The sequence below is a fragment of the Flavobacterium enshiense genome, assembly GCF_040750275.1.
In the GTDB taxonomy this organism is placed as follows: domain Bacteria; phylum Bacteroidota; class Bacteroidia; order Flavobacteriales; family Flavobacteriaceae; genus Flavobacterium; species Flavobacterium enshiense_B.
In genome coordinates, this window is sequence record NZ_JBDOCV010000005.1 from 194,604 (window position 1) to 215,673 (window position 21,070).

Genomic DNA, 21,070 nt, shown 5'->3' on the forward strand with positions numbered 1-21,070 from the left:
AAAGTCAATTTTGCAAAATTTTATGATGGTAAATTAGTTTTCTTCCTCAATCAGGAAATTGATGTCTTCCAGTAATTTTTCCATCGCTTCTTTTTTGGTACCATCATAAAAACCGCGTACACGGCGTTTGCTGTCTACCAAAACAAAATTTTCGGTGTGTACCATGTCATACAATTCGGAAGGTTTTCCGGTTTTTACCGCCAGATACGATTTGCGGGCAATATAATAAATGTCTTTTTTGTCGCCGGTAACCAGATTCCATTTGCTGTCAATCACACCTTTTTCTTTGGCATAGGCTTTCAGTACCGAAACACTGTCAATATCCGGCGTTACCGAATGGGACAACAACATTACGTTAGGTTTATCTTTAATTTGCTCCTGAAGCCAGGACATATTATCCGTCATCATTGGACAGATGGTTTGACAGGTGGTGAAGAAAAAATCGGCTACATAAATTTTGCCGTCGTAATCTTTTTGCGTGATGGTTTTTCCGTTTTGGTTAGTGAAGGCGAAATCAGCAATATGATGTTGCGATTTGTTGGCAATATGCTGAATGGTAGAATCCACCAGTTCCGGGTTAACCATCGATGGAGTGTAGACCGGGATTACTTTTTTAGGTTTTAAGGCAGAATAAAACAGCGCCATGATAATTATGGAAAGTATTCCGAGAACAATGAAAAAAGGAATGTATTTTTTGAAAAATGAAAGCATGCTTGAAATTTTTGCAAAGTTACGATTCCAATCTATTAAAAAGACAAAAGCTTTTGTTACAATGTGTTAAAAATTCTTGTTGGTTTACTATAATTTTTATTTTTGACCCCGAAGTGTAACAAAATTAAAAACGGTTATACCAATTTGAGAGTGAGTAAATTAGCGATTATCGATTGCGTTGCTTTCCTCATCAAAACCAAAACAAACTAAAAGCGTATGAAAAAAAACATGGTAGCAGCAGGTTCGCTTGCTGTTTTTTCACTGTTAGCTCTGGATGCTTCGGCGCAACAGGCAAAGCCTAAAAATCCGGGTATCGATTTGAATCTGATGGACAAATCCGTAAAACCGGGTGACGATTTCTTCCGTTACGTTAACGGAAGCTGGTTCGATAAAACCGAAATCCCAGCCGACAAAACCCGTTGGGGAAGTTTTGACGAATTGCGTCAGAATACTGATAAAGATGCCTTAGCTATTTTGAAGGAAGCGGCCGCCAACAAAAAACTGGATCCGAAATCCGATCAGGCCAAAGCGGTTAATGTTTATAAAACCTATATGGATACGATTTCCCGAAATAAACTGGGAATTGCGCCTTTGAAACCGTACTTGGCTAAAATCAACGCGGTGAAAACCGTTGCCGATGTGAACAAATTGTTAATCGAAATGGAGTCGCAAGGCGGTTTAGGTTTTTATGGAGTGGGTATAGGCGCCGATGCCAAAAACAGTAACCGCAATGTGGTATACTTAGGTTTAGGAAGTTTAGGATTGCCGGACCGTGATTATTATGTTTCCGATGATAAAGATTCGAAAGAAAAACGTGAAAAGTATGTACTGCACGTTGCAAGAATGTTACAGTTCTTAGGGGTAAAACCGTCAGAAGCAAAAATTCAGGCGGAAAAAGTATTGGCTTTGGAAACCGAAATGGCACGTCCGCGTTTGGACCGTGTGGAGCGTCGTGACCGTAGAAAAACCTATAACCCGATGAGAGTTGCAGATTTGCAAAAGCTGACGCCATCGGTAAACTGGAACGGATATTTAGAAGGTGTGGGTATCGGGAAAATTGATTCGTTGATTGTATCCCAGCCAAAATATATGACGGCCTTGGAGGGTATTTTCAAAGAAAATAAAGTAGACGACTGGAAAGCATATATGCGTTGGACGTTAATCAATAAGTCGACCGGCGTTTTAACCACTGATATTGAAACCGCAAACTGGGAATTTTACAGCAAAACCTTAACAGGTGCTTTAAAGCAACGTCCACGTGAGGAAAGAGCGTTACAGGTTGTAAACGGAACAGTAGGTGAAGCTTTAGGGAAATTGTACGTAGAAAAGAAATTCCCTGCAGAAGCTAAGGCTAAAGCCAAAGCGATGATTGACAACGTATTCCTTGCGTTTGAAAACCGTATCAACAACTTACCATGGATGACACCGGCAACTCGTAAAGGAGCTATTGATAAATTGAGAAAATCGACGGTAAAAATCGGGTATCCGGACAAATGGAAGGATTATTCGAAACTGGCCATCAAATCCAAAGAAGAAGGCGGAAATTACTACGACAACATGAAAAATGTGGCACGTTGGGGATTTGCAGAAAATATTGCCGAATTGCAAAAGCCGGTAGACAAAACCGAGTGGGGTATGTCGCCGCAAACGGTAAATGCGTATTACAACCCATCGTATAACGAAATCGTTTTCCCTGCGGCAATCTTACAGCCACCATTCTACGATTACAAAGCAGATGATGCCGTAAATTACGGAGGTATCGGTGCGGTAATCGGACATGAAATCTCTCATGGATTTGATGATTCCGGTTCCCGTTACAATGCCGATGGAAACTTAGTGAACTGGTGGACCGAAGACGACTTGAAACAATTCACCGGATTAGGAGGTGCTTTGGCAGCACAATACAGCGCATTAGAGCCGCTGCCGGGAACTTTTGTGGATGGTAAATTTACCTTAGGGGAAAACATCGGCGACTTAGGTGGTGTAAATGCCGCTTACGACGGTTTGCAAATTGCCTTAAAGAAATCCGGAACGAAAGGGTTAATCGATGGGTACACACCAGAGCAACGTTTCTTCATTTCATGGGCGACTATCTGGCGTTCTAAAATGAGAGATGAGGCCGTTAAAAATCAGGTGAAAACCGATCCGCATTCTCCTGGGATGTACAGAGCCTATGTACCGTTACAAAACGTGGAGTCATTCTATCAGGCTTTCGATATTACAGAAGGACAGAAATTATACGTAAAACCGGAAAACCGTGTGAAAATTTGGTAGTCTGTTTTAAATAGAAAATTTTAAAAATCCCGGGTAGTTGCCCGGGATTTTTTTATCCGTTAAAAAGTTTATTTTTTTTGAAAGGGATGTTTTTCCGAATCAGATAGGCATGGTACGAACTGGGGATATCATGCGTCCATTTCGGTAAAATCAGAATAATGAGGATGACATCCATTTGTGAAATAATCCCCAATATAACGGAAGTTTTAAAAGGCAGTCCCGCATAATTGAAGCCGATCAAACAAGTGAAGGAAATCAGTAACGTAATACCCCACATTTTGGATAGAAACGCATGGGTGCACGTTTCCTTTCCGAATTTCAAAAAACTGATCAGATAACATAAAATCTCCATTACAATAATAGCCAATAAACCGATCCGGTTCGTTTTTATCAAGGATGGAGATATAATCCATGTCGCCAAGGCAATGGCTATCCAAAAAACCAAATCAACCTGACTGTCCCAACGTCTTAATTTTTCGGTGGAAATGTTTTGTTTGCGGGCAATAATGCCGTCAAAAATATCGGAAAACAAACCCAGATACATTAGAATTACTATAGCCATTCGGCTTTCATTTTTTAGCAATAAGGCTAACGTAATGATTATGGGGGCTAACACAAGCCGGAATAAAATCAGGTAATGCGGAAGTTTTAAGTGTTTCATAGAGGTTTAGTTTTGAAATTGCATCATTTCTTCCGTATCGAACGATTTACCAGATACAAGCCAAAAATAGTTACAGCGCCGCCAATTCCAATCATTACGGTCAGCGGTTCGTTAAAAATAAAAGAGCCCAACAATACTGCTACAATCGGATTAATATAGGCATAAACACTGCTAACTTCGGCCGGTAAATGCTGCAGCGCATAAATAAAAGCGATAAAGGTAAATACAGAGCCAATCACTACCAAATACGCAATAGACCACCAGGAAGCAGCCGGAATTTCGGCCAAACTTACCGAAGTTCCCGTGGCACCGGTATACGCAAAAAGTAAAATACTGGAAATCAGCATTTGTAGGCCTAGACTGAAATACGGGTTAAAACTCGCGGCCTTCTTCTTGGTATACATGCTCCCGAAAGCCCAGGTTAGCGTAGCCAAGACAGAAAGAAAAATTCCGAATTGGAAATCCGGTTTCAGGAAATCGGCCAGGTAATCATAAAAAACCAAACAGACTCCGCCAAAACTGATGAGCATTCCGATTACGGCCCATTTGGAAAGTTTTTCTCCTTTAAAAAAACTTATAATTACAATCCAAAGCGGGAAAATAGCACCGATAATGGCACCCAAACCACTGGATATGTACTTAACCCCCCAAGTACTCAATCCGTTACTCAACATGAAGTTTAAAAGACTTAGGATGACAATAGTTTTCCATTGCTTTCCTTTTGGCCAAGGTGTTTTTTGAAACAAAAAATAGAGAATGTAAACCGCTGCTCCCAAAAACTGACGAATGGCTGCCAACTGTAAGGCCGGCATATGTTTTACTCCTTCCTTGGAAGCCAGCCAGGTCGTACCCCAAAAGAAACTGACCCAAATTAAGGCCAGCATCGGGAGTCCGATGGCCTGCAGTTTGTTTTTGGTGGCATGATGGAGCTTTTTTATCACGTTTAAAAATCGGTTTTGCGAAACGAATATTTTAGAATCCGCTGTACTTTTTCTGACGAAACAATTTTTCCTACAGAAGGTTTGTTGTTTGCAAAAGTAGGTAAAGGCAGCTTCATTTCCAGTGCTTTTTTGCAGTAATATGTTTCCCGACTCGGATGATTCGGTGCGACGGCGTTAAATGTTTCACCCCAGGTTTCGGTTTCGATAATTTTGTGAAGGATTCCGATACAGTCCTCCAAATGGATCATGTTGATCGGTGCATCCGGATTTTCAATATTTTCCCTGCCTGCCAGATGTTTTACAGGATGACGGTCGTTGCCAATCAATCCGCCAAAACGTACGACGGTTGTTCTAAAATCCGGATTGTTTTGCAATAGTCGTTCCGTTTCCAAAAGTTGTTTACCGTTTTCAGTATTGGGATTGGAAAAATAACCTTCCGTCACCTTGTTGTAAGAAAGTTCATCCGAATAAACAGAAGTAGCGCTCACAAAAATTACTTTTTTTACCGAAAATGATGTTAAATACGGAATCAGAAAGGATATTTTTCTAACAAAATTTTCCGCCGCAACATTTCTTAATTTTGGAGGAATATTGATGATTAACAGGTCTGAAGTGTCTAAAAAACCTTGAATATCACCGGTTATTCCGTTTTCGGTACATACTAGATGGAAAGCTTCAATACCGGAGGCTTTTAAGTGGTCTGTTTTTGAATGCGTTGTTGTACTTCCTTTTACGGAATACCCTTTTGAAATAAGGCTCTCAGCTAAAGGAAGCCCCAGCCATCCGCACCCCAATAGCGCAATTTTTGGTAGTTTAGTTGTCATTTTTTGGTCGAACATGTACCTTAATATGGCCCCAGTTTTCCCCGGATTTGATACGGTACAACTGCATTTCACTTACGCCGAATTGTTTAGCAAGAATCTTCATTCGGGTTTTTCGGTTGGGGTCTAAGAGTATTTTTTTTAGACGTATTACCGTGGTTTCTTTGAGCTTACGACCGTCTGCTTTGATGTTGTGGGAAAGGGTTTTTTTTCTTCCGGCGATAACATGCGGACTTTTTCGGTAATGCTCCATTTTTTCCTCGTAATTTACCCATTTCAGGTTAGCAGCTTTGTCGTTGTCCCGGCTGAAATCCAAATGGATAATATACTCCTGATTTTCATCGGTTTTAGGGACAAAATACTCCGCAACTAATTTGTAAAGAAGGAAGTACTGCGGAATTTTAACACCGTTTTTCCAGTTGTCCAACCGCAGTATCCGGTATCCGTCGGCCAAAGAACCCTTTAGTAAGGTGCCGTTTTTTATGTCATCCGTAAAACTGATAAGTCTTCCCAAATTGGATATGGCGTATCTTTTTGTGCGATTTCCTTCTACTTTAAACTCCCTGAATTCTTCATTTGGATAAAATCGTATCATCTTTCTTTCGTTAAGTTTCCTTTCTTACTAACAAAAACCAGTTGTTTTCAATTGTCTTATACCCTTGATCATAAAGGAAGTAATAAATATCTCCTTTTTGATTGGTATAGGTTGAGGTAAAAAACTCGAAATCAAATCCTTTGGATATTAATTTATTTTTTGTGGTTTTGGATTTTCCTTCCTGGTTCAGTTCAGACAAAATACGGTAATTTTTCCTTAACTTGTTATTAATATTGCGCATAAGATTTGTAGAATCCTTATTTTGTCTGTTGTTGTAAGAATTCCTGCATCCGTCTCCGCAAAATTTTTTATCTTCTCTTCCGACAATGCTATCTTGGCATTCCAAACAGCTTTTCATAACGTCGAATTGAATGTTCCTTTGTGTTGTAAAGCTTGCTGTATATGAGCAAAATGATGCCTGCAATGCCAATCGTACAATCCCAAGAATTCTTTAATTGTAAAAAAGCGCTGATGTTGCGGATGAAAATACATACGGTTCCAATCCTGTGTGGTTGCATTTTTAAGAATTTGACTCCAGCGGCTATGAATGCCTTCAATAATTTTCAGGGAGGCTTCAATGTTGTCGCTTTCAGAGTCGGTTAATTGGGCCCATAGCGCTTCTTCGTATGGGCGAATGACGGGATTTTCTTCCGTAAGTGCCAGTTTAAGACGTATTAAGGCATTCATGTGGCTGTCAGCCAGGTGATGGATAACCTGTTTGATTTTCCATCCATCCGGACGATAACGCCAGTTCAGTTCTGTTTGTGTTAGTGCTCTGGAAATGTTGCCGAGTTGTTGCGGAAAATTCGTGATAGTCTCCCTCCAGACTTCCAGATGCAGCGGAGTAATTTCTTCAGGAGGAACAAACTGTCCGATTGGAAATTGTAAAGATTTGAGATCGGGATGGTGTTTCATGGCTTTTATTTTGTAATAAAAAATCAGATCACAAATATAAGAAAATTCTTGAAAACAAACGACAACAAATAGTTACAAACGAAAGTAAATGTTTAGTAACCGAATATAATTTGTAGGATTTTACAACTTTGCACCGACATAAACCAACAGAGTATTGTGTTCATTAAATTATTTTAACAGCAACAATTTAAATTTTAAACGCCATGAAAAACAAAGTACAATTAATCGGGAATGTGGGGCAGGATCCAGAAGTAAAAACGGTTAACGGAGACCGCAAAGTTGCGAATTTCACCTTAGCAACAAACGACTTCTTTTACAATGATAAAGGAGACAAAGTGGAACAAACGGAATGGCATAAGGTTACCGCTTGGGGAAAAACTGCTGAAATCATTGAAAAATATGTTGAAAAGGGCAAAGAAATAGCTGTTGAAGGAAAATTGACCCACCGTAGCTATGAAGACAAGGAAGGTGTCAAGCGTTATGTTACGGAAGTGGTGGCCAATGAGGTTTTGCTTTTAGGGAAATAATCGGCATGCAGCTTCAGGTATTCAATATTCGAGTTGCGCCAAACCATTATGAAACTGATCAGAAAAAGTTAAACGATTTTTTGGCGGAAGTCAAATTTGTGCAATCATCGGCTCAAATTGTAAATGCAGAGCAAGAGACTGCTTTTTGGTCTGTATTGATTCAGTATGAAACAGATTCCGTACCATGTATAAACGATAAGTCAAAAGCAAAAGAAATTGAGGAATCCGATTTAACGCCAGGAGGCCAATATATATTAGAATGTTTAAAAGAGTGGCGTACTGATAAGGCCAGCACGCTAAACGTTCCAAAATATTTGGTTTGTCATAATTCTGAGTTGATTAACATTGCCTACCATTTGCCACAAAGTATAGAAGCTTTAAGGAAGATAAAAGGCTTTGGGGAAAAGAAAGCAATGAAATACGGTGAGGATATCATTGCTGTATTGAATGCTGTTTAGGTTTGTAAAACCATCGGTGAAGAGCCGGTGGTTTTCTTTTTAAGAATAAAGACTTGCTGCAACCCTATACGTATTTGCATGTGCCTCAATTATGGTTTTGAGCTCCGGGGAGTAGCCTCCTCCCATACTTACCTGAACAGGGATGCCGTGTTGCAAGCAAGCTGAAAGAACGATTTCGTCACGTTTTTTACAACCGTCAAGTGAACAGTCTAGTTTTCCTAACTTATCGGAGCCTAAAATATCGACACCGCTGAGGTAGAAGATAAATTCCGGTTTTTGTTTTTCGATAAGAAAAGGCAGGGTGTTCTGAAGTGTTTGAAGAAATTTGAAATCGTCAGTATGATCGTGCAGCTCGATGTCTAAATCTGAGACCTCTTTTTTAAACGGATAATTTGATTTTCCATGCATAGAAAAGGTAAAAACCGCTTCGTTATGTTGGAAGATTTCTGCTGTTCCGTTGCCTTGGTGTACATCTAAATCTACCATCAGTATTTTTTTTGCTTTTTTGGTATCGAGTAAGTATTGTGCGGCAATAGCTTGGTCATTAAGCAGGCAGAAGGCTTCGCCTCGGTCCGAATAGGCATGATGTGTTCCCCCGGCAATATTAAAAGCGATTCCGGTCTGCAATGCTTTTTCAGCTCCCAAAATGGTTCCCTGTGACAAACGCAATTCGCGTTCCACCAATTCGGCAGAAAGCGGAAAACCGATTTTACGAATTGCCCGAACGTCCAAAGTGAGGTTAAGTAAATCATCAACATATTCCTTTTTATGTACCGCGAGAACATGTTGTAAATCAGGGAATCCGGGTTCAAAAAAAGCATCGGCTGTTACTGTTCCTTCATGCAGAAGTTGTTGGGGCAGCAATTCGTATTTAATCATAGGAAAGCGGTGGCCTTCCGGAAGCGGATGTTTGTAAATCGGGTGATAAGCAATGGGAAACATTTATGAATTCATCAGTTTTTGAAAAGCTTCTGCAAACAATCCAACGTGATAGCCGTCTACTAAACCATGATGCACATGAACGGACATTGGCATGGTTTTTTTGCCGTTTGCTTCCGTCATTTTTCCAAATGAAATTTTAGGACAACTGTCCGGAAAGGTTAAATTTCGGGCGTGTGAAACCGAAGTGAAATCCACCCATGGAATGGACGAGAAATGAATCAGGTTGTGTAAACCACTAAAATCTCGGGAAAGGAGTCCTTCCGTATTTTGGATACGCTCTATTTCCTGAATTGTCTTTTTGTTGAATTCTTCAAGATCCTGGAAAAATTCCATGAAGGAAAAACCAAACGTGGTATCGTTCCTCATTATGGTAGCCGATACATTTATTGTATCATAAACAAATACTTCACCGTCAACAATTCGGTAACGGAAATTTTCTACGGCATTTACAGCCGCTAAGGTTTTGTGCAGGTAATAGATAAAAAATGATATTCCTTTTTCTTTAGCGGTTTCGTAAGCTATGGTACAGTCTATGGTAAAAGTCAGGCCATAAAAAGGTTCTTCAAATTTGCTGAAGAATTCGAAGTGGGTTTTACGGTTCCAGGTTTCTAGGTTTAACTTTTGTTTCATCGTAAAAGAATGGGTAAGACGTCGGTTATTTTTTCAGTGGCATAAAAATTAGGATGCACGATTTCATGGTCGATTCGTTCATGCGCCCAAGTGGTATGAAACGGAACGTGAACGGCATATCCGCCAATATTTAAAACAGGTAATACATCCGATTTCAAGGAATTGCCAATCATGAAAAATTCTTCCGGCTGGATGTCTAAACGCCCTAACAGTTTTTCGTAATTCACTTCCTGTTTGTCCGCCATGACTTCGATGTGGTGGAAATAATGCCCTAAGCCGGAATCGTGCAATTTGCGTTGTTGGTCTTTTAAATCTCCTTTGGTGGCTACCACGAGCTTGTATTTTCCGTGTAAAGCCTGTAGTGTCTCTTCGACACCATCCAGTAATTCGATAGGTTTTTGAATAAGTTCTTTTCCTAAATCGGTAATTTTTTTGATTCCCTTGGAACTGATGGTGCCATCAGATACTTTAACTGCGGTTTCAATCATCGACAGCACATATCCTTTGATACCATAACCGTACAATGGCAAATTGTCCACCTGTGTTTTTAACAATTCCTGCGATAAACTTTGTGCGGAAAGGTAATTGCTCATCAGTCCGCAGAATTTTTTCTCCGTTTCTTCGAAATACGGCTCGTTGATGAACAAAGTGTCGTCCGCATCGAAGGCTATTACTTTTAAATTCATATGCATTTGTATCAAAAAACCCTTTCAGTATTTACTAAAAGGGTTGGGTTGTATTTAACTGATCATGGCGCCGTTAATCACTCCTTCGGCATCCGGATTCACAAAAACCAGTTTGCCTTCGGCGGTATTGGAAAGCAGCAGCATTCCTTCGCTTTCCACACCACGCAAAGCTCTTGGTGCTAAATTAATCAAAACCGTTACGCGTTTTCCGATTACTTCTTCCGGTGTGAAATGTTCTGCAATTCCGGAAACAATGGTACGAACGTCGATTCCGGTGTCTACTTTCAAGACTAAAAGTTTGTTGGCTTTTGGCATTTTTTCGGCTTCGATGATGGTTCCGATGCGCAAATCCACTTTCGCAAAATCTTCAAAAGTGATGGTGTCTTTCTGTGGTTCCGCCTTAGCGTTTTCGGCTTTATTGGCCACTTTGGTTGCTTCCAATTTGTCTATTTGTTTTTGAATTTCGTCGTCTTCAATTTTGGCGAAAAGCAATTCTGCTTCTCCAATCTGATGTCCTGTCGGAAGTAATTCAGAAATCGAAGAAATGCTGTTCCAGTCGAAATTGTTATTTACTTTTAGAATATTTTTTAGTTTGTTAGCGGTAAAGGGTAAAAACGGTTCGGCCAAAACATTCAAAGCAGCAGCGATCTGAAGCGCTACATACATTTGCGTTTGTACACGCTCCGGATTCTCTTTTACGATCTTCCACGGCTCCTCGTCCGCCAAATATTTGTTTCCTAATCGGGCTACATTCATTAGCTCACCTAAGGCTTCTCGGAAACGGTAACGCTCTACAGAGGACGCAATAACCGCCGGATAGGCTTTTAACTCTGCCAATGTTTGCTCGTCGATTTCACTCAGTTCATTTGGTTGCGGAATAACGCCGTTGTAATATTTGTTAGTAAGCACCACCACACGGTTGATGAAATTTCCGAAGATGGCTACCAACTCGTTGTTGTTACGTGCCTGAAAATCTTTCCAGGTGAAATCGTTGTCTTTCGTTTCTGGTGCGTTTGCGGTTAAAGCATAACGCAGAACGTCTTGTTTTTCTGGAAAATCCAATAAATATTCGTGCAGCCAAACCGCCCAGTTTTTCGAAGTGGAAAGCTTGTTGCCTTCTAAATTCAAGAATTCGTTGGCTGGGACATTATCGGGTAAAATGTATGAACCTTCTGCTTTTAACATCGCCGGGAAAATCACACAATGGAACACGATATTGTCTTTTCCGATAAAGTGTACCAATTTGGTGTCGTTGGATTTCCAGTACGGTTCCCAGTCTTTTCCTTCACGGGCTGCCCATTCTTTGGTGGATGATATGTAACCGATTGGTGCATCAAACCACACATATAGTTTTTTACCTTCTGCACCTTCTACCGGTACGTTGATACCCCAGTCCAAATCTCGGGTTACGGCTCTTGGGCGCAATCCGTCTTCCAACCAGGATTTCACTTGTCCGTAAACATTGGGTTTCCAGTCGTTTTTATGTCCTTCCAAAATCCATTCTCTTAGAAAGGCATCGTATTGGTCTAAAGGTAAAAACCAGTGTTTGGTTGACTTTAAAACGGGTTTGGTTCCGGTGATAGTTGATTTCGGATTGATTAAATCCGTAGCATTCAAAGACGAACCGCATTTTTCACACTGGTCACCATATGCTTCCTCATTGCCACACTTAGGGCAAGTCCCGGTTACGAAACGATCGGCTAAGAATTGATCGGCTTTTTCGTCGTACAATTGTTCGGTTACTTCTTCAATGAATTTGCCTTCGTCGTACAGTTTTCTGAAGAATTCCGAAGCGGTTTTATGATGAATTTCCGCTGAAGTCCGAGAATAATTATCAAATGAAATTCCAAAATCTTCAAACGATTTACGAATAATTCCGTCGTATTTGTCGATTACCTGTTGCGGGGTAATGCCTTCTTTTTTGGCTTTCATGGAGATAGCCACTCCGTGTTCGTCGCTTCCGCAGATGAATGCCACATCTTTTCCCTGTAAACGAAGGAATCGGGCATAAATATCGGAAGGGACATAAACACCAGCCAAATGGCCTATGTGAATTGGGCCGTTGGTATAGGGCAAAGCGGCGGTGATTGTATATCGTTTTGGATTTTGTGTCATTGTCATTTTTCAATTTGAGTGCAAAAATACATAACAAATCGCAACCATTTATAAGTTAGCGGAATAATACTTTATTAAAAGGTGTAAAAAAACCACCTTTTTGGGTGGTTTGTGTTTTTTATGGTAATGGATCGCCGACTTTTACATCGCAACGGTGGCCTTCCTGTCCGTGTGCCGGATTTGGTTTTCCCTGCATCCCTGCTAAAGTTGTTTGTGGTTTTGCAGGTGTTGGTGGTGTGTTTGGTTGTAAGATGGCCGGGACTGCGTTGTTGTTTGTTGTTGTGGCTTGACCTTGGTCTGTTGGTTTTGGTATGGTATAACGCGTTGCCTGTGTGCTTGGGGCGTTGGTAGGTTTACTGTTTAAAGGTGCACCTACAGCGATATCACAGCGATGACCGGGTTGTCCGTGCGGGGGGTTCATACCTGGTTTGGTAATTGGTGTTGCGGGAACATTGACCGGATTTGCAGTTGTTACTACCTGCTGATTCTGAACAACAGGTGCCGGTGTGTTTGTGATGTTGGCTTCAGAAGCTTTAACAGCGGCTAAACTGTCAGAAGCCGCAGCGCTAATCTTTTCAGAAGGTTTCCCGTCTTTTTGACAGGAAAAGGATAAAGCTGCAATTACTATTCCAAGAGTGGCTATTTTCATGTTTTGAGTTTTTTCAAAAGTAAGGATTTGTTTCTAATCAAAAATTATACAAAAAGTTAAAAATAAAGTTGTTAAATTTATTCTGTAAAAATAGAATGATGATAAATTGAGTTTGGAAGCTTATGAAAATCGTATTTTTTAAAATATTGTTGGCGACTATTCTATTTATCTTTAGCTTTGAGGGATATTCTCAAAAACGTATGAAAATTCCACCTTATCTTAAAAAAGGCGATACGGTCGCTTTAGTTTGTACCGCAAGAAAATTTTTTCCGGAAGAAGCTCAGCCTGCTATCGATTTGCTGAAATCATGGGGGCTGGAAGTAAAGTTAGGGAAGACCATTGGTTTGGACAGCTGTCAGTTGGGCGGTACCGATGCGGAACGTGCTGCTGATTTACAGGAGATGCTTGACGACGATAATATTAAAGCCATTTGGTGTGCCCGTGGTGGCTACGGAACAGTTCGAATCATCGATCGTCTGGATTTTGCCAAATTTAAAAAGCATCCTAAATGGATTATGGGCTTCAGTGATGTGACGGTACTGCACAGTCATTTGAATACGATGGGCATTGCGTCTTTGCATTCTATCATGCCGTTTACCGTGCCCAAAGCTCCGGAAGAGGTAAAAGAAACTTTGCGCAAGGCTTTGTTTGGTGAAAAACTGAAATACGTTGTGGAAGCCAAAGGATACGAATTGCAGGGAAAAGCCAAAGGGCAGCTTGTTGGGGGTAATCTTTCTATTTTGTACAGTTTGTTGGGTTCCGAATCGTCTTTGGATACGAAAGGTAAGGTGCTGTTTATTGAAGATCTTGATGAATATTTATACCATATCGACCGTATGATGCAAAATCTGAAGCGAAACGGTTATTTTAAAAAGTTGGAAGGCCTAATAGTTGGAAGCATGGCCGATATGCACGATAATGAGATTCCTTTCGGGCAGAATGAGGTGGGCATTATTACTGAAATTGCCAGAGAATATAATATTCCGGTATGTTTTTATTTTCCTTCCGGACACCAGAAAGACAATCGTACCTTGATTTTAGGTCAGGAAGTGGAGTTTGAAGTAAAAGCGGATGAAGTCATTTTAGAGTTCAAATAAATGGCGGAACACAATGATTTAGGGAAGTTGGGGGAAGATATGGCTGCCGATTTTCTCACAAAAGAAGGCTATCAGATTCTTGATCGAAATTGGAGTTTTCAAAAAGCTGAAATAGATATAATTGCTAAAAAAAATGGCATACTGGCAATAGTAGAAGTAAAAACGCGTTCTAATTTAGATTTTGGTAACCCACAGGATTTTGTTAATCCGAAAAAAATTAAATTATTGGTAAAGGCTGTGGATGAGTATGTTAATAGGAAGAACCTTAATTTTAACATACGATTTGACATCATTGCAGTAAAAAAAGACGCAACCAATTTCGAAATTGAACATCTTCAAGATGCATTTTATCATTTTTAACATTGTTATAACTATAACATATTGTTTTTTATTTTAAATTGCCCAAATTTTTAAAACACAACTTAATATTATCAATACGTTCTGCTATGAAAACAATTTCTTCTGTAGTTGAAAATTATATTAAAAACAAGCCTTTCCTGTTAAACGGACTCTCTTTAGGCATTGTGAACCTTACATCGTTGGCCAGAGTAATTCAGGCTGAATTGGAACACGAAATGGACAAAGAGGTTAAGCAAGGAGCAATTGTAATGGCTTTAAAGCGACTTTCGGAAGAATTGGAATTCCGGTTAAACCATAAAGTAGAAAAAATACTTAAGAATTTAGGTGAAATTACGGTTCGTTCTTCTTTAGTGGATTACAATTTTACCATTAATCCGAAAGTGTTGAACAGACAGGCAGAATTTATTTCAGAAATCAGTCATTTTCCGGATGTTTTTTATACGTCTTCCAGAGGGGTTAATGAAACCAATATTATAGTAAGTGATTCAGTAAGTCATTTGATGGATAAGCATTTTGCTGATGAAAGATGGATTCACAAAGTGGAAAATTTAGCGTCGGTAACGGTAAAACTTCCAAAAGACAACGTAAGCGTACCGGGACTTTTCTATTATGTTTTTCAGCGTTTGGCTTGGGAAGGGATTAATATCTGTGAGGTAATTTCCACTAATTTTGAATTCACGGTTATAGTTAGTGAAGAGCAGGTGGATCAGGCATTTAAAGTTATTAAAGACTTGAAAAATACTTAATTGAATTTGGCGGAAAAATTACAATTTTAATAATAAAGGGGTTGGTTTTTTAAAAAAATAGTTAATTTTGGGAAAACTAAAATCTAACTAAAAAATGAAAAAACTAACCCAAATTTTAGCATTTTTTTGTTGTGTTTGCGCCTTTGGTCAGCATAAGATCGGGCATAGAATACAAGAACTGAATGCCGCTAAAACCGAATTTTTTAAGGTTGTCCCATTAGTGGCCAGTTCACAAAATCCTAATGCAAACATTTCAAAAACTGTTGATCATGCACAACTGGCAACCATTGATGTTGCGGCTGTAAATGCATTGGTTTCGAACCCAAAGGAAACCATCAGCGTTGAAATTCCCTATCACAACCAAACTCTCAAGTTATTGTTGTTCAAAGCAAATATTTTTGCGGAAGGCTTTCATGCTGATACGGATAAGCAAAAAAACATTGCCTATACTCCAGGTGTTTATTATAAAGGAATCATTGAAGGGGATAATACTTCGTTGGTGTCCTTTAATTTTTTTAATGGTGAATTAAATGCCATAGTGTCCAGTTCAGAATTAAGTAATCTTGTAATCGGTAAAATCGATGTGACCGGAAATACGTCCGACTATATCATTTATGAAGATCAGAAGATGAAGGTGGTAAATGATGCAGAATGCCACACTTCAGATGAGGTAAGTGCTGATTTTGAAAAACAACTACGCGAGGCACAGTCACCATCAAGTGTGAAATGTGTGGCTACTTATTTCGAAATTGACAACAATCTTTTTGTTTCTAACGGTAGTAGTACAACCAATACTTTGAACTGGATGACTTCCGTTTTTAACAACATGCAAACCCTTTACAATAATGATGGAATCACTCTGTCTTTAAAATCAACATACATTTGGACCACACAGGATCCTTACGAAGGAATTGGCACAAGTTCAGGTGATTACCTTTATAAATTTAAGGAAGTTCGTCCGGTATTCGATGGCGATGTTGGACAGTTGGTAGGGATAGATGCTGGAGGTTTAGGAGGTGTTTCTATGGGAATCGGTGGACTTTGTACAGCGAACAATTATGTGTATTCCGATGTGAATTTGAGTTATGCAACCGTACCAACCTATTCGTGGACAGTTATGGTTGTTACGCACGAATTCGGACATAATGTCGGATCGCGTCATACTCATGCCTGCGCGTGGAATGGTAACAATACCGCTATTGACAATTGTGCTCCCTATGCTTTAGGATCGAGTGCGGAAGGCTATTCTTGCATGACCACCCCGGCGACTATTCCAAGTACATCCGTTAAAGGTTCCATTATGAGCTATTGTCATTTGGTGAGTGGCGTGGGAATTAGTTTTACAAACGGTTTTGGTCCTCAGCCAAGTGCCGCTATTTTGAATTTTGTAAATTCAAGAACTTGTTTGAGCACCGACTGTATTAATTTGTGTGTAAATGGCGTTGCTTCCATCGATGTGAATTATGATGTGGCAGCGACCAATGCTACCATAACCTGGAACGATGTTACAACAGAAAATTCATGGCAGATAGCAGTATTGCCTTTCAGCAGCAATACCCCGGTTTGGAATACCGTAACGACCAATAGTTATGTGGCAACCGGACTTTCGCCAAACACCTATTATAAATTCCGTGTAAAACCGGATTGCGGCAGTTTGACTCCGACAACCAAAGAATACATTTTCCTTACAGCGGCCAACTACTGTAACGGTATTACCCTTTCTGATACAGGAAGAGCATTAGGGAATTATGGTGACAATCAAAGTTTTGTAAGAACGCTAATCCCGAATGTAGCCAACAACAGAATGCAGTTGACTTTTACAAGTTTCGCGTTGGAGCAGGATTATGATTTCCTTTATGTTTATGATGGCTCAAGTACAGCAGCAACACCTTTCAATCCGGCCGGATACACGGGTAATACAATTCCGGGGCCATTTGTGTCAACAGCTGCGGATGGAGCACTAACCATTCGTTTCTTCTCAGACGGAGGGGTAACCGATCAGGGTTGGGTAGCTACAACAGCCTGTCTTCCAACCTTAGGAGTTGATGAACACAGTTATATCGATTATTCATATTATCCGAATCCAACTAATGGTGTTGTAACCATTAAATCCGGTAACAATATTGAAGAAGTGATGGTATATAACGTGGAAGGAAGATTGTTGTATACAAACAAAGTAAACGATTTAAATGCAAACGTTGATCTTTCTTCATTTGCAACAGGAACCTATTTCTTTAAAATGAAAGTTGAGAATCAGGTTGTAAATTTCAAAGTCTTCAAACAGTAAGATTAATTAGATGAAAAAGTAACCCGTTAATTTTGAATTGACGGGTTATTTGTTTTTAATTCTCTATATTTGTTTATCTATCAAAAATAAAAGTATGTACGAAATCATTCAGAAAGCCCATTCCGGCGTAGCTTATTTAGCGTTAACAGTTCTAGTAGTAGCGGTGATCAATGCTTTACTGGGGTATACTTCCAAAAAAGCATTTACAGACAAAGACCGAAAAATAGCCTTATTTGCCTTGATTTTCTGCCATATTCAATTATTGTTGGGGCTTATCCTTTATTTTGTGTCGCCTATGGGTTTTGACGTTTTGGGAGAAATGAGCGATTCGTTGTTGCGAAAAACTTCTTTAGAACACCCGTTAACGAATATTCTGGCCATTGCTTTAATTACAGTTGGATGGTCGACGCATAAAAAACAACAAACGGATCAGGCAAAATTTACTAAAATAGCGCTGTTTTACTTTATAGGTTTAGTCCTTTTGTTGGCGATGATTCCATGGAATCTTTGGTTTAATTAATAAAATCAGATAATAAAAAGATGCCCTTTTAGGGCATTTTTTATCTTGTGGCATATTTCTTGACTGGATACATTCATTTAAAAAGAAAAAAGATGAAAAAAGTTATTGCTCCAATTATACTTCTTTTCCTGTTTGTCTTTTTTGCCAGTAGTTTTACTAGTGAAAAAATTCATGCTAACCTAAAAACACAGACCAAAGTAACCGATACCATTGCGGAGGATTCGTTAGGGTTAAACTTAAAGTTCCGTCCGTATAAAAAAGCGGTACACGCGTCGTATTACCATGATAAATTTAACGGTAGGAAAACCGCCAGTGGCAAACGTTTTGATAATAAGAAATTTACAGCCGCTCATAAAAAGCTGCCTTTTGGTACCAAATTGAAAGTGACCAATCCGGTCAATAAAAAATCGGTAATTGTAACCGTAACCGACAGAGGTCCATTCACCAGAGGACGTGAAATCGATTTAACCAAAAAAGCTTTTATGGAAATCACGCACGGCAAAGGGAGAGGATTCTTAAATGTGGATCTGGAGGTTGTAAAAGAATAACTACCAGTTTTTATAAGGATGTTTGCTTAAATAAGCATTGTAATAACGCTCATCGTTTGTAACTTCCTGTCCTAACCAGTAGGGTTTTTCAAAAGATTCGTTTTCTTCCGAGAGTTCGATTTCCGCCATTACCAAGCCTTCATTATCGCCAAAAAAAACATCAACCTCGTAGGTGTGTTCACCTAAAGGGATTTCATAGCGTATTTTATCAATACTTCCTTTCTCACATAAAGGCAATAATATTTCGGCTTCAGCCACCGTGATTTCTTTCTCCCATTCCAAACGCGAAGTCCCGGAGTGGTTACTTTTTCCTTTAATCGTTAAAAACCCTTGGTTTCCTTTGATTCGGATTCTTACAGTTCGTTCCGGATCGGAATTTAAATAGCCCTGAACAATCCTGTTTTGTTTGTGCGCTTCACGGATAAAATCATCTGAAACGACTAGAAATTTTCGCTCGATTTCCTGCATTTTGTAAAGAAATAGATATAATTTAGGAGCAAGTTAAGAAAAATAAACCGCTCAAATCGTATTTTTAACGTTCGTGTAATGTCAAAGCCATGAGTATGAATTTAGGAAGAAGAAGAAAATCCACACAACATATAGCCGGGTTATTTGAGAACTATTTTGCTAACGGAGTTTATTCCGCATCGGACAATTTGGATTTCCTGATAGATTTAGTTCAATTTTTACGTCCGGTAAACCCAAAAGAAGGTGTCGTTTCCATCGAACAATTGTTGTTGTTCCTTGCTGAAAATCCGATAGAAAAAGGCCTTTTAATCCACTATCTGAAGCATATTTTTTCCGAGAGAAAGTTCAGTCGGATGCTTTCGGATGCCGGTATTTTGAAAGATGCCGATTTTCTGTACGAAGTTAAAAAAAGACTGATTGCTAAACTTTTGCCGTATCAACCGGATAAGGATACGCTGGAATATGTACTGAATCAGGTTTTCTTTCTGGATACCGATACGATTTGGGTAAACAAAATTCCCAAAGAAGAACTTTGCCGTCTTTTTGAAATGCTGCATTTTTCAGATCTGTTTGTTACTACCCGAGATTTATCTCCCATTTCCGAAATTTTAAATGCCATGGCACTGCTTTCCCAACGCATGAGCGGACGCGCCATGGAGAGTGATGTTATAAAAATGGTGCCGGAATACGATGCTTTCGATAGTCCTTTTGTGGCGATGGAAAAAGAATTTCTTCAGATGGAGAAAGAGGTTCGAAAGCATCTTCATCTCGCATCAGATAACTTGCATTACAGGCAGTTCCTGATCCTGCATAAACAATGTGAGGAATATGTGGAAAAAGCTTTTGCCAACAGTTCCAAGTATGGGATTTCACTAAAAGTGAATCAAAGTCTGCTTCGTATTCGGCAACAATTGTACCGATTGAAAGTGATCGCTCCTTTATTGCTTGTTAACAAAGAAGCAGACAAAATGGATAATTCGATTCAATTGGCTTTAAAGCTGATTAAGTACAATTGTTTCAAAAACAACGTTGGAAAACTGATAAATGAAAGCACGCAACTGCTTTCGTATGAGATTACACAACATACGGCAAAAACAGGAGAACATTATATTACTGAAACGGCTAAAGAATACTTTCAGATGCTTAAAGCGGCCATGGGAGCCGGATTGGTGGTTGGCTTTTTGTGTATTTTTAAGGTGCTTTTGGGTAAAATCGATACCAGTTATTTCGGGCATGCCTTTTTGTACAGTATGAATTACGCTTTCGGATTCATTGCCATTTTCCTTTTGGGTTTTGCCTTAGCCACGAAACAGCCTGCCATGACGGCAACTACAATTGCCAAAACCTTAGAAGACGGGATGAAACGGCCTAATAAAAATGGCGAAAAGCACAGTTCATTTGCCCAACTTTTTGCCCGGTTGTTCCGTTCTCAGTTCATTGCTTTTGTAGGGAATGTCTTTGTGGCTTTTCCGGTTTCCCTACTCGGAATCTGGCTTATCGATTTAATCTTTCAGTATAATATAGCCGAATCCAAATGGCATAAATTGATCACAGACATCAGTCCGGTGGATTCACCAGCCATTTTTCATGCTGCTATTGCCGGGGTTTTTCTTTTTTTGTCTGGAATCATATCGGGCAGTGTTTCCAACCGCAACAAGCACCATCAGGTATATTACCGAATTCAGGAACACCCTTTTTTAAAGATGACTTTCGGTGTGGAAAAAACCAAAAGATTAGCCAATTGGATTGAAAATAACTGGCCGGGTGTTATCTCCAATTTCTGGTTTGGGGTTTTCATGGGAAGTACTGCTTCAATTGGTGCTTTTATTGGTTTGGACTTGGATATACGTCACATTACGTTTGTGAGTGGTAACTTGGCTTTGGGATTATACGGGCATGATTTTCAGATTTCAAACTGGATGTTGTTTTGGGGAATAGCAGGCATAGGGGTAATTGGTTTTGTGAATTTTATTGTAAGTTTTTCATTGTCATTGTCTTTGGCACTTCGTTCCCGGAACATTCCTTTTTCAGAAATCCGTTTTTTGAACAAATCCGTTTTAGCCTATTTTAAAAAGCAACCGTCAGCGTTTTTCTTTCCCGTAAAAGAAAAGTAACTTTG

Annotated in this window: 23 protein-coding genes; 10 read left to right on the forward strand and 13 right to left on the reverse strand. The window is 39.5% G+C overall.

Features of this window, described 5'->3' with window-relative positions; genetic code table 11:
• Positions 1 to 33: 33 nt before the first annotated feature.
• Positions 34 to 711 (reverse strand): SCO family protein, encoded by a 678-nt coding sequence (locus tag ABGT15_RS10075; RefSeq protein WP_367231298.1) that lies wholly within the window; start codon positions 709 to 711, stop codon positions 34 to 36.
• Between the two features lie 216 nt (positions 712 to 927).
• Between ABGT15_RS10075 and ABGT15_RS10080 the strand changes: the two genes are divergently transcribed.
• Positions 928 to 2,985, forward strand: a complete 2,058-nt coding sequence (locus ABGT15_RS10080) for a M13 family metallopeptidase (protein ID WP_367231299.1) — start codon at positions 928 to 930, stop codon at positions 2,983 to 2,985.
• Positions 2,986 to 3,037: 52 nt separating this feature from the next.
• Here ABGT15_RS10080 and ABGT15_RS10085 read toward each other — a convergent pair whose 3' ends face one another.
• From ABGT15_RS10085 to ABGT15_RS10110, 6 genes are read right to left on the reverse strand one after another with little or no spacing between them, the layout of a single operon-like run.
• On the reverse strand, positions 3,038 to 3,646 hold the full coding sequence (locus tag ABGT15_RS10085; protein ID WP_367231300.1) for a CDP-alcohol phosphatidyltransferase family protein: 609 nt from the start codon (positions 3,644 to 3,646) through the stop codon (positions 3,038 to 3,040).
• A gap of 23 nt (positions 3,647 to 3,669) precedes the next feature.
• Positions 3,670 to 4,530 (reverse strand): DMT family transporter, encoded by an 861-nt coding sequence (locus ABGT15_RS10090; RefSeq protein ID WP_367231636.1) that lies wholly within the window; start codon positions 4,528 to 4,530, stop codon positions 3,670 to 3,672.
• Between the two features lie 59 nt (positions 4,531 to 4,589).
• The gene (locus ABGT15_RS10095; RefSeq protein WP_367231301.1) at positions 4,590 to 5,411 is read right to left on the reverse strand and encodes an NAD(P)-binding domain-containing protein; all 822 of its coding nucleotides are present in this window, start codon (positions 5,409 to 5,411) and stop codon (positions 4,590 to 4,592) included.
• Positions 5,401 to 6,003, reverse strand: a complete 603-nt coding sequence (locus tag ABGT15_RS10100; RefSeq protein ID WP_367231302.1) for an NUMOD4 domain-containing protein — start codon at positions 6,001 to 6,003, stop codon at positions 5,401 to 5,403. Before ABGT15_RS10100 ends, ABGT15_RS10095 begins: the two co-directional genes overlap by 11 nt.
• Before the next feature lie 10 nt (positions 6,004 to 6,013).
• Entirely contained in the window at positions 6,014 to 6,361 is a 348-nt protein-coding gene (locus ABGT15_RS10105) for a hypothetical protein (protein WP_367231303.1), read from the reverse strand.
• On the reverse strand, positions 6,358 to 6,918 hold the full coding sequence (locus ABGT15_RS10110; protein ID WP_367231304.1) for a YfiT family bacillithiol transferase: 561 nt from the start codon (positions 6,916 to 6,918) through the stop codon (positions 6,358 to 6,360). Before ABGT15_RS10110 ends, ABGT15_RS10105 begins: the two co-directional genes overlap by 4 nt.
• A gap of 203 nt (positions 6,919 to 7,121) precedes the next feature.
• On the opposite strand from ABGT15_RS10110, the gene ABGT15_RS10115 reads away from it, so the two are divergent.
• Together ABGT15_RS10115 and ABGT15_RS10120 are read left to right on the forward strand one after the other, a co-directional pair.
• Complete coding sequence (locus tag ABGT15_RS10115; protein WP_367231305.1) at positions 7,122 to 7,445, forward strand: single-stranded DNA-binding protein; 324 nt, start codon at positions 7,122 to 7,124, stop codon at positions 7,443 to 7,445.
• A 5-nt stretch (positions 7,446 to 7,450) separates the two neighbouring features.
• A complete protein-coding gene (locus ABGT15_RS10120; protein ID WP_367231306.1) occupies positions 7,451 to 7,903 on the forward strand; it encodes an HRDC domain-containing protein in 453 nt (150 codons plus the stop codon).
• 39 nt (positions 7,904 to 7,942) lie between these two features.
• Here ABGT15_RS10120 and ABGT15_RS10125 read toward each other — a convergent pair whose 3' ends face one another.
• From ABGT15_RS10125 to ABGT15_RS10145, 5 genes are all read right to left on the reverse strand, one after another.
• Entirely contained in the window at positions 7,943 to 8,845 is a 903-nt protein-coding gene (locus ABGT15_RS10125; protein ID WP_367231307.1) for a histone deacetylase family protein, read from the reverse strand.
• A complete protein-coding gene (locus ABGT15_RS10130) occupies positions 8,846 to 9,475 on the reverse strand; it encodes a CatA-like O-acetyltransferase (RefSeq protein ID WP_367231308.1) in 630 nt (209 codons plus the stop codon).
• The gene (locus ABGT15_RS10135) at positions 9,472 to 10,167 is read right to left on the reverse strand and encodes an HAD family hydrolase (protein WP_437125362.1); all 696 of its coding nucleotides are present in this window, start codon (positions 10,165 to 10,167) and stop codon (positions 9,472 to 9,474) included. Before ABGT15_RS10135 ends, ABGT15_RS10130 begins: the two co-directional genes overlap by 4 nt.
• 48 nt (positions 10,168 to 10,215) lie before the next feature.
• Positions 10,216 to 12,276 carry a methionine--tRNA ligase gene (gene metG / locus ABGT15_RS10140; protein ID WP_367231637.1) on the reverse strand — a complete coding sequence of 687 codons (2,061 nt, stop codon included), beginning with the start codon at positions 12,274 to 12,276 and terminating at the stop codon, positions 10,216 to 10,218.
• A gap of 118 nt (positions 12,277 to 12,394) precedes the next feature.
• Entirely contained in the window at positions 12,395 to 12,925 is a 531-nt protein-coding gene (locus ABGT15_RS10145; protein WP_367231310.1) for a hypothetical protein, read from the reverse strand.
• A 200-nt stretch (positions 12,926 to 13,125) separates the two neighbouring features.
• On the opposite strand from ABGT15_RS10145, the gene ABGT15_RS10150 reads away from it, so the two are divergent.
• The 6 genes from ABGT15_RS10150 to ABGT15_RS10175 all read left to right on the forward strand — a co-directional run bounded on the left by ABGT15_RS10150 (position 13,126) and on the right by ABGT15_RS10175 (position 18,483).
• Entirely contained in the window at positions 13,126 to 14,022 is an 897-nt protein-coding gene (locus ABGT15_RS10150) for a S66 peptidase family protein (RefSeq protein ID WP_367231311.1), read from the forward strand.
• On the forward strand, positions 14,023 to 14,382 hold the full coding sequence (locus tag ABGT15_RS10155; protein ID WP_367231312.1) for a YraN family protein: 360 nt from the start codon (positions 14,023 to 14,025) through the stop codon (positions 14,380 to 14,382).
• Positions 14,383 to 14,468: 86 nt separating this feature from the next.
• The gene (locus tag ABGT15_RS10160) at positions 14,469 to 15,128 is read left to right on the forward strand and encodes an aspartate kinase (RefSeq protein ID WP_367231313.1); all 660 of its coding nucleotides are present in this window, start codon (positions 14,469 to 14,471) and stop codon (positions 15,126 to 15,128) included.
• A 94-nt stretch (positions 15,129 to 15,222) separates the two neighbouring features.
• Positions 15,223 to 17,415 carry a M12 family metallo-peptidase gene (locus ABGT15_RS10165; RefSeq protein WP_367231314.1) on the forward strand — a complete coding sequence of 731 codons (2,193 nt, stop codon included), beginning with the start codon at positions 15,223 to 15,225 and terminating at the stop codon, positions 17,413 to 17,415.
• Between the two features lie 94 nt (positions 17,416 to 17,509).
• Positions 17,510 to 17,935, forward strand: coding sequence for a hypothetical protein (locus ABGT15_RS10170; RefSeq protein WP_367231315.1), 426 nt, complete (start codon positions 17,510 to 17,512; stop codon positions 17,933 to 17,935).
• Positions 17,936 to 18,027: 92 nt separating this feature from the next.
• Positions 18,028 to 18,483 carry a septal ring lytic transglycosylase RlpA family protein gene (locus ABGT15_RS10175; RefSeq protein WP_367231316.1) on the forward strand — a complete coding sequence of 152 codons (456 nt, stop codon included), beginning with the start codon at positions 18,028 to 18,030 and terminating at the stop codon, positions 18,481 to 18,483.
• Here the strand turns inward: ABGT15_RS10175 and ABGT15_RS10180 are convergent, their stop codons facing one another.
• Positions 18,484 to 18,951, reverse strand: a complete 468-nt coding sequence (locus ABGT15_RS10180) for a CYTH domain-containing protein (protein ID WP_367231317.1) — start codon at positions 18,949 to 18,951, stop codon at positions 18,484 to 18,486.
• 89 nt (positions 18,952 to 19,040) lie between these two features.
• Between ABGT15_RS10180 and ABGT15_RS10185 the strand changes: the two genes are divergently transcribed.
• Positions 19,041 to 21,065 (forward strand): recombinase, encoded by a 2,025-nt coding sequence (locus tag ABGT15_RS10185; protein WP_367231318.1) that lies wholly within the window; start codon positions 19,041 to 19,043, stop codon positions 21,063 to 21,065.
• The last annotated feature ends 5 nt before the right edge of the window (positions 21,066 to 21,070 follow it).